16 protein-coding genes and 1 pseudogene are annotated in these 17,216 nt (G+C 72.2%); 7 read left to right on the top strand and 10 right to left on the bottom strand.

Annotated features, from left to right (window positions below):
- Window positions 1–7: 7 nt before the first annotated feature.
- Both ACZ6JS_RS30895 and ACZ6JS_RS30890 read right to left on the bottom strand, forming a co-directional pair.
- Window positions 8–1,192 (bottom strand): cytochrome P450, encoded by a 1,185-nt coding sequence (locus ACZ6JS_RS30895; protein WP_469302835.1) that lies wholly within the window; start codon window positions 1,190–1,192, stop codon window positions 8–10.
- Window positions 1,182–1,889, bottom strand: a complete 708-nt coding sequence (locus ACZ6JS_RS30890) for a cyclodityrosine synthase (RefSeq protein WP_076045661.1) — start codon at window positions 1,887–1,889, stop codon at window positions 1,182–1,184. The genes ACZ6JS_RS30895 and ACZ6JS_RS30890 overlap by 11 nt, the downstream gene beginning before the upstream one ends.
- Window positions 1,890–2,349: 460 nt before the next feature.
- Here ACZ6JS_RS30890 and ACZ6JS_RS30885 point away from each other — a divergent pair, with 460 nt between their 5' ends.
- The gene (locus tag ACZ6JS_RS30885; RefSeq protein ID WP_469302834.1) at window positions 2,350–3,312 is read left to right on the top strand and encodes a TAXI family TRAP transporter solute-binding subunit; all 963 of its coding nucleotides are present in this window, start codon (window positions 2,350–2,352) and stop codon (window positions 3,310–3,312) included.
- Between the two features lie 280 nt (window positions 3,313–3,592).
- Here the strand turns inward: ACZ6JS_RS30885 and ACZ6JS_RS30880 are convergent, their stop codons facing one another.
- The 3 genes from ACZ6JS_RS30880 to ACZ6JS_RS30870 form a co-directional block, all read right to left on the bottom strand.
- Window positions 3,593–4,966 (bottom strand): sensor histidine kinase, encoded by a 1,374-nt coding sequence (locus tag ACZ6JS_RS30880; protein WP_469302832.1) that lies wholly within the window; start codon window positions 4,964–4,966, stop codon window positions 3,593–3,595.
- Window positions 4,963–5,637 (bottom strand): response regulator, encoded by a 675-nt coding sequence (locus ACZ6JS_RS30875; RefSeq protein ID WP_469302830.1) that lies wholly within the window; start codon window positions 5,635–5,637, stop codon window positions 4,963–4,965. The genes ACZ6JS_RS30880 and ACZ6JS_RS30875 overlap by 4 nt, the downstream gene beginning before the upstream one ends.
- A gap of 64 nt (window positions 5,638–5,701) precedes the next feature.
- Window positions 5,702–7,135, bottom strand: a complete 1,434-nt coding sequence (locus ACZ6JS_RS30870) for an MFS transporter (protein ID WP_469302829.1) — start codon at window positions 7,133–7,135, stop codon at window positions 5,702–5,704.
- A 293-nt stretch (window positions 7,136–7,428) separates the two neighbouring features.
- On the opposite strand from ACZ6JS_RS30870, the gene ACZ6JS_RS30865 reads away from it, so the two are divergent.
- Entirely contained in the window at window positions 7,429–8,769 is a 1,341-nt protein-coding gene (locus ACZ6JS_RS30865) for a phytase (RefSeq protein ID WP_469302828.1), read from the top strand.
- A 226-nt stretch (window positions 8,770–8,995) separates the two neighbouring features.
- Here the strand turns inward: ACZ6JS_RS30865 and katG are convergent, their stop codons facing one another.
- Window positions 8,996–11,227 carry a catalase/peroxidase HPI gene (katG, locus tag ACZ6JS_RS30860; RefSeq protein WP_469302826.1) on the bottom strand — a complete coding sequence of 744 codons (2,232 nt, stop codon included), beginning with the start codon at window positions 11,225–11,227 and terminating at the stop codon, window positions 8,996–8,998.
- Between the two features lie 294 nt (window positions 11,228–11,521).
- Between katG and ACZ6JS_RS30855 the strand changes: the two genes are divergently transcribed.
- From ACZ6JS_RS30855 to ACZ6JS_RS30845, 3 genes are all read left to right on the top strand, one after another.
- The gene (locus tag ACZ6JS_RS30855; protein WP_469302825.1) at window positions 11,522–11,962 is read left to right on the top strand and encodes a Fur family transcriptional regulator; all 441 of its coding nucleotides are present in this window, start codon (window positions 11,522–11,524) and stop codon (window positions 11,960–11,962) included.
- A 112-nt stretch (window positions 11,963–12,074) separates the two neighbouring features.
- Window positions 12,075–12,443 carry an STAS domain-containing protein gene (locus ACZ6JS_RS30850; RefSeq protein ID WP_469302823.1) on the top strand — a complete coding sequence of 123 codons (369 nt, stop codon included), beginning with the start codon at window positions 12,075–12,077 and terminating at the stop codon, window positions 12,441–12,443.
- Window positions 12,444–12,457: 14 nt separating this feature from the next.
- Window positions 12,458–12,910, top strand: coding sequence for an ATP-binding protein (locus ACZ6JS_RS30845; RefSeq protein ID WP_469302821.1), 453 nt, complete (start codon window positions 12,458–12,460; stop codon window positions 12,908–12,910).
- 27 nt (window positions 12,911–12,937) lie between these two features.
- Here ACZ6JS_RS30845 and ACZ6JS_RS30840 read toward each other — a convergent pair whose 3' ends face one another.
- The 4 genes from ACZ6JS_RS30840 to ACZ6JS_RS30825 form a co-directional block, all read right to left on the bottom strand.
- Window positions 12,938–13,837 (bottom strand): SigB/SigF/SigG family RNA polymerase sigma factor, encoded by a 900-nt coding sequence (locus ACZ6JS_RS30840; RefSeq protein ID WP_469302819.1) that lies wholly within the window; start codon window positions 13,835–13,837, stop codon window positions 12,938–12,940.
- Window positions 13,838–13,964: 127 nt separating this feature from the next.
- Window positions 13,965–14,696 (bottom strand): metallophosphoesterase family protein, encoded by a 732-nt coding sequence (locus ACZ6JS_RS30835; RefSeq protein WP_469302817.1) that lies wholly within the window; start codon window positions 14,694–14,696, stop codon window positions 13,965–13,967.
- Window positions 14,693–14,947 carry a hypothetical protein gene (locus ACZ6JS_RS30830; protein WP_469302816.1) on the bottom strand — a complete coding sequence of 85 codons (255 nt, stop codon included), beginning with the start codon at window positions 14,945–14,947 and terminating at the stop codon, window positions 14,693–14,695. Before ACZ6JS_RS30830 ends, ACZ6JS_RS30835 begins: the two co-directional genes overlap by 4 nt.
- Window positions 14,944–15,597 carry a nucleotidyltransferase family protein gene (locus ACZ6JS_RS30825; protein WP_469302814.1) on the bottom strand — a complete coding sequence of 218 codons (654 nt, stop codon included), beginning with the start codon at window positions 15,595–15,597 and terminating at the stop codon, window positions 14,944–14,946. The genes ACZ6JS_RS30830 and ACZ6JS_RS30825 overlap by 4 nt, the downstream gene beginning before the upstream one ends.
- 203 nt (window positions 15,598–15,800) lie before the next feature.
- Between ACZ6JS_RS30825 and ACZ6JS_RS30820 the strand changes: the two are divergent.
- Both ACZ6JS_RS30820 and ACZ6JS_RS30815 read left to right on the top strand, forming a co-directional pair.
- A pseudogene (locus tag ACZ6JS_RS30820) lies at window positions 15,801–16,454 on the top strand (HAD family hydrolase); the annotation flags it as partial.
- Window positions 16,455–16,540: 86 nt separating this feature from the next.
- The gene (locus tag ACZ6JS_RS30815) at window positions 16,541–17,035 is read left to right on the top strand and encodes a DUF6328 family protein (protein ID WP_469302812.1); all 495 of its coding nucleotides are present in this window, start codon (window positions 16,541–16,543) and stop codon (window positions 17,033–17,035) included.
- Window positions 17,036–17,216: the final 181 nt, after the last annotated feature.

The raw sequence follows: 17,216 nt of genomic DNA, 5'->3' as shown, positions 1-17,216 counted from the left end.
GACGCCGCTACCAGAGGACGGGGAGCCGCTCCGGCAGGCGCTTCATGAAACGGGTGCGCCAGACGAGCTGGTCGAAGGGGACGGCCAGCTGGAGGTCGGGCATCTTCTCCAGCAGCACCTCGATGGCGATCTCCGTGTGCCGCTTGCCGAGCGCGGTGGCCGGGCAGTAGTGCGGCCCGCCGCCGAACGACAGGTGCGTTCCGGCGTTCGCGCGGTCGATGTCGAAGACGTGGGGGTCGCGGTACACGGCCGGGTCGGTGTTGGCGGCCTCGACCAGGACGAGCAGCAGCTCGCCCTTCTTGACCTCGACGTCGCCGAGGGTGACGTCCTCCAGCGCGAGCCGCGGCAGGCCGTCGGCGATCGACAGGTTGACGCGCAGGAGCTCGTCCACGGCGGCCGGAATCTTCTCCGGGGCCTTGCGCAGCTGCTCCCACACGTCGGGGTTCTGCAGGAGCGAGACGATCGCCATGGTCAGGAAGCCCATGGTCGAGATGACGCCGGCGCCGAACAGTGTGACGCCGACGACCGCCAGCATCTCGTCCGTCAGGTGCGCGTAGTCGGGGTCCTTGCGCAGCGCGGCGAGCTCGGCCATCAGGCCGACCGTGGCCGGGTCGTCGAGCCGCTCCACCATGTAGGCCATGTCGCGGTCCCAGTTGAGCTTGGCGCCCGTGACGGGGCAGGCCGAGTTCATGAACGCGATGTCGAGGCTGGCGGCCAGTCGCGGGGCGTCGGCCTCGGGGATGCCGAGGATGCGGCAGTGGAGGTTCTCCGCGTACGGGTTGGTGAACCGGCCGCGCAGGTCGACCGGCGCACCGCTGCGCAGGAGGCCGTCGACGAGGGTGTTCGCCTGGTCGCGCATCCAGCCGGTGAGGTTGTCGGTCTTCGGGTTGATCGCCTTGAGCACGGCCTTGCGCAGGCCGGCGCCGGTGATGTTGCCCATGTTGTTGACGACCTCGGGCGGGATCGTCAGCGCGTACTGCCGGGGCACGCCGGGGGCCGAGGTGTCCTTCAGGCTGAACCGCGGGTCTTCGAGGACCTGCTTGCAGAGTGAATAGGACGAGACGAGCCAGGCCTCGTCACCGGCTATCGTGCGGACGCGCCTGACCGGCTCGTCGCGCAACTGTTCGACCTCGGGCGGGAGTCGGTCGCCTCGTGCCGAGAACGGGAAGTCGAGGAGGGTGTCAGCGGTCATCGGAGTCTCCTTCGGCGGGGGTGATGATGGCGTGGCCCTGGTTGCGTGAGGCGCGAAGCCCCGAGCCGCGCGAGTAGAGCAGTTCCGCCATGGGCAGGAGCTGGTGGTAGCAGTTGAGGGAGGACGGCACGCCCAGGATGGCGGGCGTGTCCAGGAACAGCGGCGCCTCGGCGCAGACGTACTCCAGGCAGACCTCGCGCTGACGGGTGGTGGCAGCCTTCCCGTTCAGCACCTTCGAGGAAAGGAACGCGTCGACAAGGGAGTTGCAGGTCTCGCGGAACTCCGGATCGATGTCGAGCAGATTGTTCAGGTGGTTGTGGAGGGTCCGGTAGGCCGGGATGTCGGTGAGGGACGACATCGGACGGGCCCGGAGGCGGACGCCGGTGGGGTCGGCTTCGGCGGCAGCGTTGTTGACCTTGGCGCGGACTCCGCGCAGGTTCTTCACCGCCTTGCGGCGAGCTTCGTCCTCGCCGTATCCGAGGGCCTCGTACATCTCCGCTACGTGCATGTCGGTGTAAATGAGGTCGACCTGGGCGAAGTTGCGCATGCCCCACTGGGCGAGGTCGAGAACACGCTGGGCCGAGAAATAGCTGTTGCCCGGCGAGATACCGATGACGGCGTGATCGCCTTCATCGTTGATCACCTGGCAGTGCGGGGTGTATGGCCGGACTGTGAAGACTTCGGTTGCTGTCGTCAACAGGGGTCGGGTCCTTTGCGCCGCAAGTCCCGTGGGGCCCTGTGCCCCGGGTGTGGCGGCGACGTCATGGAAGGTACCCGAACTCTGAGCGACGTTCCATGTCTTCTGGGTAGTAACTCATCTGTCGGACAGACCAGTTGACCTGGGCATCTTTCCTCGGCCGGGACGCCCCTGGGCATCCGCGCCGACCTGGCGTTCGTCCGCCGCGGACCAGCCCGGCCGCCTCTCTCGGGCTCCGTCGTGTTCCGTCGTGCTGCGTACCGTGAGCGTTCATCAGGTCTTCACAGTCGGGCTCGCCGAGGACCGGAGCACGGTCCGGTGGGCTCGGCCGGCTGGTCGCGGATCGGGCGCACGGACTCGAGGCGCCCGGCCTCCGGCGCCGCGCCTGGCACGGGCGGTGGCGCGTGCCGCATCATGGTGGGCCACCCCGCTCACCCGACGACACCCCCGGAGGCCGGCGTTGAACGGACCGTCGCGCCGCGCCGTGCTGGGCGCCGGGGTCGCCGCCGGCGCGGCGGCGCTCGGCGGGTGCTCGGGGGGTTCCGGACCCGTACGGCGGCTACGGCTCGCGACGGGCCCGGAGGGCGGCCCGTACAACGCCTTCGGCAAAGCTCTGGCGCTCGCCGTCGGCGCGAGCGATCTGCCGCTGGAGATCATTCCTGTGAGCACCGCGGCGAGTGTGAACAACCTGCGCAGCCTCGACGAGAGCTCCGCAGATCTGGCCCTGGCCATGGCGGACGCCGCCGAGGACGCCGTGCTGGGCCGCGACTCCTTCTCCCGGCCCGCCGCGGTGACGGCACTGGCCCGCATCTACGTCAACTACACCCACCTCGTCGTCCCGGCGGACGGGCCCGTGCGCGCGGTGGCGGACCTCGCCGGCCGCCCGGTGGCCGCCGGTGCGACCGGATCGGGGGTACGGGTGGTCGCTCAGCGGGTCCTGCGGGCGGCCGGACCGGCCGGCGCCCCCGCACCGGTCGACGAACGGCCGCTGGGCCTCGCCGCATCGGTGACGGCGCTGCGCGAGGGCACGGTCGACGCGCTGTTCTGGTCCGGCGGCGTCCCCACGCCCGCCCTGGCCGCGCTGGCGCGCGAGCTGCCCCTGCGCTTCCTGCCGCTGGACGCCTACGTGGGCCCGCTGCGGGCGCGCCACGCCCCCGTCTACACGGCGGTCACCCTGCCGGCCGGGGTGTACGGACTGACGGAACCGGTGGGCACCATCGGCGTCGGCAACTACCTGCTGGCCCGCAAGGACGTGGAGGAGGGCGTCGTGCGGGACCTGCTGCGGGTGGTCTTCGACCGGTGGCGCGACCTCCTGCGGGAGGTGACGGCGGGCGCCCGCCTGGAGCCTCGCTTCGCCATCTCGACCGGCCGGGTCCCCCTTCACCCGGGCGCAGCCGTGTACTACCGCTCCGTCTACGGCTGACGGCCGCCCCGGATGCCGACGGCCGAGGTCCCGCGGCCCGCCGGCGCAGGTCGTCGACCTTGTCCGGCTGAGGGCGTACGTGTGGGAGCCGCAGTGCGAGGCGGTCCGCCGGATGGGCGGCGAGCCGTCGCCCGCGTGGTCGGCGTGCGGTTCACGGACGCGGCGGGCCGCTGCCGGTCCCAGCTCGCCGGCGTAGAGCAAGGCTGTGGAGGCGGTCGACGCCGAGGCGCCACGGCTCGATCCACGTCCTGCCGCTCGGCGAGATCACCCACCCGTGCCATCAGGGCTCCGCCGAGGGGAGGCGGAGCCGTGCGACCAGGCCGTGCGGGCTGTTGGCGGCCAGGTCGAGGCTGCCGCCGCTGATACGGGCGATCTCGTCGGCGATGGCCAGCCCCAGCCCGCTGCCGGGGACGTTCTGGTGGGTGGGCGAGCGGGTGAACCGCCGCAGCAGCAGGTCCGGCTGGTCCTCCGGTACGCCCGGACCGTCGTCCGCGACCCGGACGAGCGTGCTCCCGTCCGCCTGGCGCGAGGCGCCCACCTCGACGCGTCCGCCGCACGGCACGAACTTGACCGCGTTGTCCAGGAGCGCGTCCAGGATCCGGCCGGCCGCGTCGGGCAGGGCTTGTGCCCGCAGCCCGTCCGGGACACCGGCGGCCGTGAGCTCCAGCCCCGCCGCGCGGAACACCGGGAGCCAGGCCTCAACCCGGTCCCGCACCGCCCGCGACACATCCTGCCCGGTCAGCTCGGCCGCGCCGGATTCGACGCGTGCCAGGGCCAGCAGACCGTCGAGCAGTTCCTCCAGGCGCTCCGCCTCGTCCAGGGCCCGGGCGTGCTCGGCGAGGCCCGGTCCCGGGGTGACGTGCGGCTCGACGTTCTCCAGTCGCAGCACCAGCGTGGCCAGCGGATTGCGCAGCTGATGGGAGGCGTCGGCGACGAAGTCGCGCTGACGGCCGATGGAGTCGGCAACGGCCTCGGCCATGGTGTTGAAGTGCTGCCGCAGACGGCGCAGTTCGGGAGGTCCCGTCTCCGAGCCGGCCCTGGCCCGCAGGCTGCCGGCGGCCAGCCGCTCCACCGCCCGGTCCAGGTCCAGGACCGGGCGCATCAGCCAGCGGGCGATCCCCGCGGCGACCAGGGCGGCCGCCGCGAACGAGGCGAGCGCCCCGGCGGCGATGAGCGACCAGCGGACGGTGACGTCCCGGCGGGCGGCATCGGTGGGGACCGCCAGCAGGACCGCCCCGCTGACCCGCTCGTCGCGGCCCACCGGCTCGGCGAGCACGACGTCGGCCGGGCCCCAGGGGCGCAGGGTGGGCAGCAGGTCGGTGGAACGGCCTGTCAGGGCGCGCCCGCGCGCCTCCTCCGCTGCGGGGCCGGGCGCGGCCCCTGCCCTCATCACGGTCGAGCCCGCCGTGTCGACCACCACCACGCCCGCTCCGTACAGGTCGGCGTAGCGGCCGATCTCGGCCGACAGCTCGGCCCGGTCGGCCTCGGTGCGCATCCGCTCGGCGAGATCGGCGAAGCGTACGGCCTCCGAGCGCCGCTGCAGCAGCAGGTGCTCCGTCCGCCCGCGCGCGTACCCCTCGGCCAGGGGCAGGCACAGGAACAGCGCCGCGACCCCCATGAGCACGGTCAGTACGACGAGGAGCCTGCGCCTCACCGCTCCCCGCCGAGCTGGTAGCCGTACCCGCGGACGGTGCGCACGAGCCCGGAGCGGCCGGTCTTCGCGCGGATCCCGGCCACGTGGACATCGAGCGAGCGCGAGGCCGCGAGGAAGGCGTCGCCCCAGATCCGGTCCAGGATCTCCTCGCGGGAGTGCACCTCGTCGGGCCGGGCGGCCAGGAGGGCGAGGACGTCGAACTCGCGCCGTGTCAGCCGTACTAGGTCCCCCGCGACGGTGACTGTGCGGCCCGCCAGGTCCACCTCCACGTCCCCGCGGCGTACCGCCGCCGCGGCCGGGGCGTCGCGGTCGACGAGCGCGTCCGTACGGCGCCGGACGGTGTCGATCCGGGCCATCAGCTCGGCCATCCGGAACGGCTTGACGACGTAGTCGTCGGCACCCGCCCGCAGGCCCTGCACGATGTCGCGCTCCTCGCAGCGCGCGGTGACCACGATCAGCGGCACGCCGCACACGGTCCGCAGCCGCCGCAGCAGCTCTATCCCGTCCAGGTCGGGCAGCCCCAGGTCGAGCAGCACGAACTCGGCCTCCCGGGTGTGGCGCAGCGCGTCCTGGGCCCGCGCGACCCGGCGGACGGTGTGCCCGCGCTGGGCGAGGGCGGTGCCGAGCGCCTGCGCCATCCTGTCGTCGTCCTCGACGAGGAGAGCGTGCATGGGAGGCCTCCTCGCTGCGGGGCGCGCGACCCGCGCGGCCGCCGCCCCAGGCTACCGTCGCCGCTCAGCGGACGACTTCGGCGGGAGCCGCTGCCGGGTCCCCCCGGTCGGCGCCGGGATGGGCGTCGGCACCGGCCTCCGCCCGGCTGAGGGCCACGTCGCGCGTGTCCGGCATGAGGACGTAGGTCACGAGGGAGATCAGCGCGCACGCGGAGACGTACCAGAAGAACATGGTCTCGTGACCGCTGTTCTTGAACCAGAGCGCCACGTACTCCGCGGTACCGCCGAAGAGCGCATTGGCGATGGCGTACGGCAGGGCCACGCCCAGGGCGCGTACCCGGGTGGGGAACAGTTCGGCCTTGACCGCCGCGTTGATGGACGTGTAGCCGGTGATGATCACCAGGGCGAGCAGCGACAGTCCGAGTGCGGACCAGTACGAGGACGCCGACCCGAGGGCGGTCATGATCGGGTACGTGCCGACGGTACAGCCCACCGCGAACGTGATCAGCAGGGGTCGCCGGCCGATCCGGTCGGACAGCATGCCGGCGAAGGGCTGGAGCACGGCGAAGAGGGTGAGGGCGGTGAAGCTGACCAGGGTGGCGGTGGTCTTCTCCATGCCGGCGCTGCCGACCAGGTACTTGGTCAGGTAGGTGGTGTAGGTGTAGTAGGCCACGGTGCCGCCGAGGGTCAGGGCCATGACCAGGCCGGCCTGCCGCCGGTACTGCCACAGGGCCCGCAGCGTGCCGCGCGTGCTGTCGTCGTGCGCGTCCTCGCCGGCGGCCGCCTCCTCCTGGAAGGCGTCGGTCTCCTGGAGCCGGCGCCGCAGCCAGAAGACGACCACCGCGAACAACGCCCCGAGGACGAAGGGGATCCGCCAGCCCCAGCTCTCCAACTGGCCCGTGGTGAGGGTGTGCTGCATCGTGATCAGGATGCCCAGGCCCAGCAGCTGGCCGCAGGTCATCGACACGTACTGGAAGGAGGAGCCGAGGCCGCGGCGGTTGCGGGCCGAGGCTTCGGTCAGGTACGTGGCGCTGGCGGCGTACTCGCCGCCGATGCTCATGCCCTGGAGGAGGCGGGCCAGCAGCAGCACCAGCGCGCCGAAGTAGCCGGCCTGGCCGTAGGTCGGGGCGACGGCGATGAGCAGGGCGGCGACGGACATCATGGTGACGGTGAGCGTCAGCGCGCTCTTGCGTCCGTGCCGGTCGGCGGCGCGGCCGAGGATCCAGCCGCCGACGGGCCGCATCAGGAAGCCGACCGCGAAGATCCCCGCGGTGTTCATCAGTTGGGTGGTCGGATTGTCGTTGGGGAAGAAGGAATCGGCGAAGTAGATCGCGAAGCTGGCGTAGACGAACCAGTCGTACCACTCGACGAGGTTGCCGAGCGAGCCGCCGATCAGCGCGAGGCGGCGCTTCCTGCGCTCCTCGCCGGGCGGCGGAGGGGCAGCCGGATGGGGAGTGCGTCCGGGCTGGGATCCGGGCGCGACGGCGGACGGGGACATGGCGGCTCCAGAGGGAAGTCCCTGATGGGAGAGGGGAGAACGGCCCCGGGGGCGGGGGAGTGTCCAGAGCATGCGGCTCGCCCCGCACCCGGACAAGCTCCGCCGCGCAGATCTAACGTTCCGCTAAGGAAGCGGTTCGACACGGGATTTCACGGCGCGGTCATGCACACGTCACGTCCGCTCCATGGTGGTCACCCGCGGGTGGCCCACGGTGGGGGCTGCCAGGCCGCGGAGCACCCGTGGTACCCGACTTCGCGGCCGGCCGCACCCCGACCCCGTGACCAGGAGGCAAGATGAGCGTGATCTCGAGAAGGCGGACGACGGCCGTCGGCGTGGCCGCCGTGGTGGCCCTGGGCGTGATCGCCGTACCGGCGCACGCCCGCGGGGACCGCGGCGCCCCGCCGCCACTGCCCCAGGTGCCCGCCTCCGTCGAGACGCCCTCCCTCTTCGACGACGAGGCCGGCGGCAACGCCAACGCGGACGACCCCGCCATCTGGCGCAACGCGAAGGACCCCGACCGCAGCCTGGTCATCGCCACCGCCAAGGAGGGCGGCCTGCGCGTGTACGACCTGGACGGGCGCCAGGTGCAGTCCCTGCCGGCCCCGCCGCCGCCGCGCGAAGGGGACGCCCCCGGCCGCTTCAACAACGTCGACCTGATCTCCGGCCTCCGCTTCCCCGACGGCCCCCACGACGTGGCCGTCGTCTCCGACCGGGGCCGTGACCGGTTGCGCGTCTACCGGATCGACGCCGGGCGGACCGGTGCCCCCCTGGTCGACGTCACCGACGAGACCGCCGCCCCGCTGGTCTTCTCGGCAGGTCCGGACGAGGTCGCCGACCAGCGGACCGCCTACGGGCTGGCCACCTACACCGACCGCCGCAGCGGCCGCTCCTTCGCGGTCGCCAGCCGGCGCCACGCCACCGCCCTCGCACTGGCCGAACTCCTTCCCACCGCCCAGGGGAAGGTCGGCTACCGCACGGTCCGCACCACCTCGCTGCCCGCCTCCTTCCCGCTGCCCGACGGCAAGACCTGGACGCCGTGCAACGAACCGGGTGAAGCGCCCCAGGTCGAGGGCATGGTCATCGACCCGGACACGGGCGACCTGTACGCGGGCCAGGAGGACGTCGGCATCTGGAAGCTCGACGCCGACCTGCGCTCGCCCGCCCGGCTGATCGAGAAGGTCCGCTCCTTCGGGGTGCCCGGCACCTGGAACCCGCAGACCGAGGAGTGCGATGCGGGCGCCGATCCCGGCTTCGGCGGCCGCCACCTCTCCGCCGACGTGGAGGGCCTGACCCTCTGGCGCGACGCCGAGCACCCGCGCCGCGCCGGCTATCTGCTCGCCTCCAGCCAGGGCGACGACACCTTCGCCGTCTTCGACCGGGAGCAGGGCGACCGTTACGTCCGCGGCTTCCGCGTCACCGCCGGCGGCAGGCCCGGAGCGCCCGACGGGTCCCAGGAGTGCGACGGCGCCGCCGTCACGAGCGCCCCGCTGGGGCGCAGGTTCCCGAACGGCCTCCTCGTCGTGCAGGACGGGGCCAACACCCCGCAGACCGCCGGCCCGGACGGGGAATCCCGCACCGACACCGACTTCAAGTTCGTCGACCTGGGCCGCCTCGAGCGCGCCGTACGCCTGTGACCGGCGCCGGGCGGCCGCGCCGAGCCGCGGCCGCCCGGCTCGGCAGGACCGCCACCGCCCACGACGGCAGGCGGTCACGGCGGACGGTCCCCTCGGGCCCAGCTCGCTGATCGACACGGTCCACGGGGCGTTCGGCGCGATCGAGGAGCAGTCCTGCCAACAGCGGCCGGGCCGGCCGGCACCGTGTGGTGCCGGCCGGCCCGGCCCCGTGCTCGATGATCGCTGATCAGGCGAGGTCGAACCGGTCGAGGTTCATCACCTTGTCCCACGCGGCGACGAAGTCCTTGGCGAACTTCTCCTTCGCGTCGTCGCTCGCGTAGACCTCCGCCAGAGCCCGAAGCTCCGAGTTGGAGCCGAAGACCAGGTCGGCGCGGGTCCCGGTCCACTTGACCTCGCCGGTGGCGGTGTCACGGCCCTCGAAGGTGTTCGCGTCCTGCGACGTCGCCGTCCACGCCGTCCCCAGGTCGAGGAGGTTGACGAAGAAGTCGTTGGTCAGCGAACCGGGCGTCTTGGTGAACACGCCGTGCCGCGACTGCTGGTGGTTGGCGCCCAGCACGCGCAGGCCGCCGACGAGGACCGTCAGCTCGGGCGCGCTCAGGTTCAGCAGGTTGGCCCGGTCCAGCAGCAGGTACTCGGCCGGGAGCCGGTTGCCCTTGCCGAGGTAGTTGCGGAAGCCGTCGGCGGCCGGCTCCAGGGCGGCGAACGACTCCACGTCCGTCTGCTCCTGCGAGGCGTCCACACGGCCCGGTGTGAACGGCACCTGGAGGTCGAACCCGGCGTCCTTCGCGCCCTGTTCGACCGCGGCCGCGCCCGCCAGCACGATCAGGTCGGCGAGCGAGATCCGCTTGCCGCCGGCCTGGGCGGAGTTGAACGCCTCCTGGATCCCCGTCAGGACGCGCAGGACACCCGCCAGCTGGTCCGGCTCGTTGACCTCCCAGCCGCTTTGCGGCTGAAGGCGGACGCGGGCCCCGTTGGCACCGCCGCGCTTGTCGCTGCCGCGGAAGGAGGAGGCCGACGCCCACGCGGTGGCCACCAGCTGCGACACCGACAGGTCCGAGGCGAGGACCTGCTCCTTGAGGGAGGCGATGTCGGCGGCGTCGACGAGCTCGTGGTCCACCGCGGGCAGCGGGTCCTGCCACAGCAGCTCCTCGGACGGCACCTCGGGGCCGAGGTAGCGCACGACGGGGCCCATGTCGCGGTGGGTCAGCTTGAACCAGGCGCGGGCGAAGGCGTCCGCGAACGCGGCCGGGTCCGCCAGGAAGCGCCGCGAGATCTGCTCGTAGGCCGGGTCGAAGCGCAGCGACAGGTCGGTCGTCAGCATCGTCGGGGCGTGCGTCTTCGACGGGTCGTGGGCGTCGGGCACGGTGCCCGCGCCGGCGCCGTCCTTGGGCCGCCACTGGTGGGCGCCGGCGGGGCTCTTGAACTGCTCCCACTCGTAGCCGAAGAGGATCTCGAAGAAGCTGTTGTCCCACGTGGTCGGGGTGTTGGTCCAGATGCCCTCCAGACCGCTGGTGATCGCGTCCCCGCCCTTGCCGGTGCCGAAGGAGTTGGCCCAGCCCAGGCCCTGCGCCTCGATCGGGGCGGCCTCGGGGTCGGCGCCGACGCTCTCGGCCGGGCCGGCGCCGTGGGTCTTGCCGAAGGTGTGGCCGCCCGCGATCAGCGCCACCGTCTCCTCGTCGTTCATCGCCATCCGGCGGAAGGTCTCGCGGATGTCGCGGGCCGCGGCGATCGGGTCCGGGTTGCCGTTCGGGCCCTCCGGGTTGACGTAGATCAGGCCCATCTGGACGGCGCCGAGCGGGCTCTCCAGCTCCCGGTCGCCGGTGTAGCGCTGGTCGTCGAGCCAGGTGGTCTCGGGACCCCAGTACACGTCCTCGTCCGGCTCCCAGACGTCGGCGCGGCCGCCGCCGAAGCCGAAGGTCTCGAAGCCCATCTGCTCCAGCGCGACGTTGCCGGCGAGGACCATGAGGTCGGCCCACGACAGGTTCTGGCCGTACTTCTTCTTGACAGGCCACAGCAGTCGGCGGGCCTTGTCGAGGTTGCCGTTGTCCGGCCAGCTGTTGAGGGGCGCGAAACGCTGCTGGCCGGCGCCGGCGCCGCCGCGGCCGTCGCTGATGCGGTAGGTGCCGGCGCTGTGCCAGGCCATCCGGACCATGAACGGGCCGTAGTGGCCGAAGTCGGCGGGCCACCAGTCCTGGGAGGTCGTCAGGACCTCCGCGATGTCCTGCTTCACCGCGGGCAGGTCGAGGCTCCGGAACGCCGCGGCGTAGTCGAACTCCTCGCCCAACGGGTTGGCCACCGCCGGGTTCTTGGCCAGGATCTTCAGGTTCAGCCGTTCGGGCCACCACTGGCGGTTTCCACCGCCCTGGGTGGGGTGCGCGGCGCGCCCGTGCGCGACGGGACAGCCGCCCCCGCCCTGCGCCTTGTCGTCCGTGACGATCGCATCGTGGTTCTCGGACATGGGAATCCTTCCGTACCAGGGGAACGCGGGTGCTCAGGACCGAATGCGGTCGAACAGGCGGGACACGGGGTCCCTGTGCACGGGGCTCGGCCTCGCCGGTCGACTCGACGCCGAGTGGTCACCGTCCCGTACTCCCGCCGCTCGGGAGTCTTCCTGCCTCTTGGTTATCAACGGAACCGATCCTACGATGGACGCAATCCAAGTCAAGATGAGTACCAAGCCCATATCCGATCGGATTCCGGAAATCCGATCGGCGAACCGCGGGCACGTGCCGAACCTGATGGGGGAGCCGAGATGAGTGACCTGCTGGAACGGCTGCGGGGGCGCGGCTGGAGGCTCACCTCCCAGCGGCGGGTGGTCGCCGAGGTCCTCGACGGCGACCATGTGCACCTGACGGCCGACGAGGTGCACGCCCGCGCGGTGCAGCGGCTGCCGGAGATCTCCCGGGCCACCGTCTACAACGCCCTGGGCGAGCTGGTCGCCCTCGGTGAGGTCGCCGAGGTCAGCACCGACGGCCGCGCCAAGCGCTACGACCCCAACACGCACCACCCCCACCAGCACCTGGTGTGCTCGGGCTGCGGGCTCATCCGCGACGTCCACCCGGACGGCGACCCGCTGGCGGTACTGCCGGCGGCGGAACGCTTCGGATTCACGGTCACGGCGGTCGAGATCACCTACCGCGGCCTGTGCCCGGCCTGCGGCCGACCCGGAGCACCTCCCACCCCCGTCGAATGATCTTCGTGCGCCCGGGTAGGTGCCGTGCAGGACCGGCCGGCCGCATGGAGCGGCAGTCGACAGGACGACGGCACTGCACGACCCCTGCGCATGTGGGAAGAGGTGGTTCCCTATGGCCCCGCCGGCGGACGGTGACAGATTCGCCGTGGACGTGCGGACCGAGGGCGACGTACTGGTCTTCACGCTCACCGGTGAGCTGGACCACGACACGGCAGCACCCCTGCGCGCCGCACTCACCGCCGCCGTCGACGGCGGCGCGCGCAGGCTGCTCGTGGACTTCTCCGGGGTCCGGTTCTGCGACTCCACCGGCCTGAACGTGCTTCTGCACAGCCGGCTCGCGCTCCGGGAGGAAGGCGGCAGCATCGCGCTGGCCGGGCTGCGCCCGCCTGTGGCGCGCATGTTCCGCATCACGGGTGCGGACGGGATCTTCGCCGTACACCCCGACGTGGAACACGCGCTGGCCGAGCCGCGGCACGCGTGAGGGAGGAGCGCGCCATGGAGTCACGCTCCCCCGATCGGAGGCGGAGCCGGAGCCTCCTGCTGACGGGTATGACGGACGTGGTCACCCGTTGCCGTGACTTCACCCGCGCTGCCCTGATCGACTGGAAGTGGATGCAGGGGGCCCACGACGACTGGGAGGACGTCCTGCTGCTGGTCTCCGAGGTCGTGGCCAATGCCTGCCTGCACGCGGGCGGGCCCCGCACCCTCATGCTGGAGTGCACGGACGAGGTGCTGCGCGTCGAGGTCACGGACGGCAACCCCGCCGCCCCAACGCCGCGCTCCCGTCCGGATCCGGCGCGGCCGGGCGGATACGGGCTGCTCATCGTGGAACGGATCGCCCGCCGCTGGGGCACGCTGCCCCTCGCGGACGGAAAGTGCGTGTGGGCGGAGATCGACTCGCCGCTGCGGTCCCCGGATGCCCGGGGACCGCAGCCCGTGTCGTGGTGACGCCGGCCCTCGGCCGGTCAAGGTCCGTCAGGGAGTTCCGTCGTCCTCCTGCTCAGCGTCGCCGGGGTCCTCCAGAGGGTCCTCGAGCATTCCGGTGCGCAGCCTCGCCATGATCCGGCTCAGCAGCCTGGACACGTGCATCTGGGAGATGCCGAGGCGCTCGCCGATCTGCGACTGGGTGAGCTCCTCGCCGAAGCGCAGCTGCAGAACCAGCCGGTCGCGCTCACCGAGCGCGGACAGGAGGGGTTTCAGCGTCTCCAGGTCCTCGATCCGCTCGTACGCCTCCTCCTCCGTGCCCAGGGAACGCGGCAGCGCGCCGCCGTCCGCGTCCTGGCCGACGGAGGTGCTGAGGGATTCGGCGACGTAGCAGTTCGCGGCCTGTCGGCCCTCGGCCAGGGCGTCGTCGCTGACGCCCAGGTGCTCCGCGAGTTCGTGGTCGGTGGGCCGGCGGCCCAGGTCCTGTTCCATCGCGTCGCAGCACTTCGCCATGTCGAGGCGCAGCTCCTGCAGGCGCCTGGGGACCTTCACGGACCAGCTGGTGTCCCGGAAGAAGCGCTTCATCTCGCCCGTGATGGTGGGCACGGCGAAGGTCGCGAACTCGACCCCGCGCTCGACGTCGTACCGGTTGATGGCCTTGATCAGGCCGATGGTGCCGACCTGGACGATGTCCTCGAAGGGTTCGCTGCGGTTGCGGAAGCGCCGGGCGGCGTACTTCACCAGGCTGAGGTTCAGCTCCACCAGCGTGTTGCGTACGTAGGAGTATTCCGCGGTGCCCTCGGCCAGGGAGCGCAGGCGGTGGAAGAGCGCGACGGAAAGGCTCCGGGCGTCGTCCGTGCTGACGGCGAGGGGGTTCTCGGGAATCTCGATGGTGTCCACCGGGTACCCCGTATGGGCGGGGTCCAGGGTGTCGCGGGGCAGGGGGGTCATGAGTGTCCTCCGACGGGTTGGGGGGCTGCGCGGGACGCAGCAGGGCCGTCGTGGGTTTCCCGTCCGGTTATATACCCGGTCGCGGCGGGCCTGACCCTTCCGGCGGCCCACACCGTGCGCGCGGCCTTCAGCCCGAGGGCGGAGCGAGGTGGTAGACGGCGAAGGCGCGGTCGATGACGGGCATGGCGACGTTGCGCACCCGCACCCCCCCGCCCGTCATCCCGTGTTCGGTGCCCAGGTGTGCGTGGCCGTGGACCGCCAGGTCCGCCCCGGCCCCGTCGATGGCCTCCGCCAGCAGGTAGCTGCCGAGGAAGGGATAGATCTCCAGGGGCTCGCCCGCCAGGGTGTCCGGCACGGGCGAGAAGTGGGTGAGGGCCACCCGCAGGCTGCTGCCCCGGTCACGCAGTTCGCTCAGGGTGCGGCCGAGCCCGTCCGCGCATGCCCGGGAGTACCGGATGAAGGCCTTCATCTCAGGCTCCCCGAACTCCGTGGCGCTCCGGCCCGCGAACCCCCCGCCGAAGCCCTTGGTCCCGGCGATCCCCACGGTGACGCCGCGGATGTCGAGGGTGACGCCGTCGCCCTCCAGAACGTGGACGCCCTCCTCGGCCAGCTCGCGGGCGACGAGGTCGGACTGGTCGCTCTGGTAGTCGTGGTTGCCGAGGACGGCGACGACCGGCACGGGCAGCCCGGCGACCTCCGCAGCCACCACCCGAGCCTCCTCGCGGGTGCCGTGCCGGGTGAGGTCCCCGGCCAGCAGCAGCAGGTCCGCGCAGTCGCCGAGCGTGTCGAAGGCAGGCCGCAGGGTACCGGCACTGCCCGGTCCGAGGTGGATGTCCCCGACGGCGGCGATGCGGATCACGACAGCACCTCCGCCGTCCCGGGCGGTCCCGCGCGCTGCACGGTCAGGTCCTCGTGCCAGGGCACGCCCTCCAGTTCCTCCGCCGCGATCCGCAGCACGTCCGCCCGGGACGCGTCGTCGGCCACGCCGCCCCAGATCATCACCCAGGCCCCCCGCGCCTCCACCCGCACGCCGAGCTCGGCGATGTCCTCGCGTGCCAGGCGCTCGCGCAGGTGCTCCACGCGGTAGTCGAGGTTCTCGACGGAAGTCATGAGGTCCCCTTCCCCCGGTCGATGACGTGGAGACGGTCGAGGAGATAGAGGAAGGCGTCCGGCAGCGGGGAGTCCCGGTGCACGCGGTCCAGCCGGCCCCAGTCGATCTGCTCGCGCAGCGTCCGGGCCATCGGCAGCAGATCACCGAAGTCGCAGTAGTGCTCGGACAGGGCGGCGAGCAGGCTGTCCATCAGGTCGGTGGGGGAGAGGACCGGCATCCATACGGAGTCCACCGACTTCACGCTGGCCCGCTCCAGCAGCTCCGTCCCGACCGGCCGGCGGGCGAGTTCGAAGATCAGGTCGATCTCCTCTCCTCCCGCACGGCCCTTGACCAGCCAGTCCTCGGCGGCACCCCGCATCTCGATGCCGCCGTCCTCCAAGGCCTTGATCGCCGCCTCCGCGTCCTCGCGCCGCATGCAGAAGTCCGTGTCGTGCTGGAACCGGGCCGGGACGCCGTGGGCGAACGCGGCCACGCTGCCGGCGAGCGCGAACGGCTGCCCGGACTGCTTGAGCAGAGCCGCCACGCGTTTGGTGACATCCAGGATCGCCTGGGTGTGGTCCTCGGGGAGGGCGCCGTCGGCCTTGGAGGGCAGGCTCAGGACCTCCGCGGGACGGGTCCCGCCGGCCGCGTCGGCAGCAGGCTGGTTCACGGAGGACTCCCTCGTTCGATCCGGCGCCCGGCCGGTTTCCGTGTCCGGACGGCATACGCCTTACCCGTTCACCGCCGCCGAAACCCCCGGGGGCGGTGAACACGGAGCGAGTGGGCGGGGGCGTCGGGGGTAGGCGCCGCCTACGAGGCGCAGCCGTCGAGGGTCCGAAACGGATCCGGGCGCCGGTCCGCAGGAGGTGGAAGATGACCCGAGCCGCGCTGTTCGACGTCGACGGGACGCTCACCGACACCAACCACCTGCACGTCACATGCTGGTGGGAGGCGCTGCGGCAGGGCGGCCACACCGTGGCGACGCACGACATCCACCGCGCCATCGGCCTGCCGGGCGAGGACCTCATCGGCCACCTGCTGGGGGAGGACCACGACACGAGCGGGGACGAGCGGCTCACGGCGGCGCACGACACGCTGTACGCCACCTACTTCGAGCGGCTGGCCGGTCTCGACCGCGCCGCCGAACTGCTGCGCGAGCTCGACCGCAGGGGCTGGCGGGTCGTCCTCGTGACGTCCGCGAGCGCGGCCGAGCTCGCCGCGCTCAGGGCCGCCATCGGCGCCGACGACGCCATCACCGCGACCGCGAGCGCCGACGACGTCAGCGAGGGCAAACCCGCCCCCGATCCGGTGGTGCACGCCCTCGGACTCGCCGGCGCGGCCGCGGCCGACTCGGTCTTCGTCGGCGACAGCGTGTGGGACATGACGGCCGCCACGCGGGCCGGCGTCGTCGCTGTGGGACTGCTCAGCGGCGGGATCCCCCGGCAGGACCTCGAGGAAGCAGGCGCCCGCGCCGTGTACCGGCATCCGGCCGACCTCCTGGACGGCCTCGACGACAGTCCCTTCGCCGACGGGTCCGGGGAAGCTGGAAGCAGTATTCGGGCCCGTGCGTCAGGGGCCACCCGGCCCGCCGCACACGAACCCAGGGAGACGGCATGTCCGACGCCACCGACCAGAGGAACCAAGGACGGGACGAGAGCGAGAAGGAGCGCGCCGACCGGCAGTGGCAAGAACTGATCCAGGAGATACGCGTCGCCCAGACGGGCGTACAGATCCTCTTCGGTTTCCTCCTGACCGTCGTCTTCACCCCGCTCTTCCACGAGCTTCCGCAGACCGACAAGACGATCTACATCGTCACCATCGTCCTCGGCTCCCTGGCCACGGGCGCGCTCATCGGCCCTGTGGCCTTCCACCGCGTCGTCTCGGGCCGCCGGATCAAACCCGAGGCCGTGGCCTGGGCCTCGCGCCTCACCTTCGCCGGCCTCGTCCTGCTGCTGGCGACGTGCACGGCGGCGCTCTTCCTCGTCCTGCGGGTGGCCACCCACGACGCCGTCGTGCCGTGGCTGGTGGCCGGAGTGGTGGCCTGGTACCTGCTGTGCTGGTTCGCCCTGCCCCTGTGGGCGCGCGTGCGCTACACGGTCGAGAAGTGAGAGTTCCCGGTCCCCGGCGAACGGCCGACCGTCGTCAACCGGCCACACGCGAAGCTTCAACGAGAAAATCCTTGACCGCGCACTAGGCTGGTGGGTTGTTCGGCGACAGACCGGAACAAAAAGGGTTAATCAGGTCTCTGCCGATGAACCGGACCCATTACCGGAACGACACCCGAGGGCC

It is taken from the genome of Streptomyces sp. NPDC046349 (assembly GCF_055587885.1).
The sequence above is the reverse complement of the archived record's forward strand: the minus strand, read 5'-3'. Positions and strand labels throughout refer to the sequence as shown.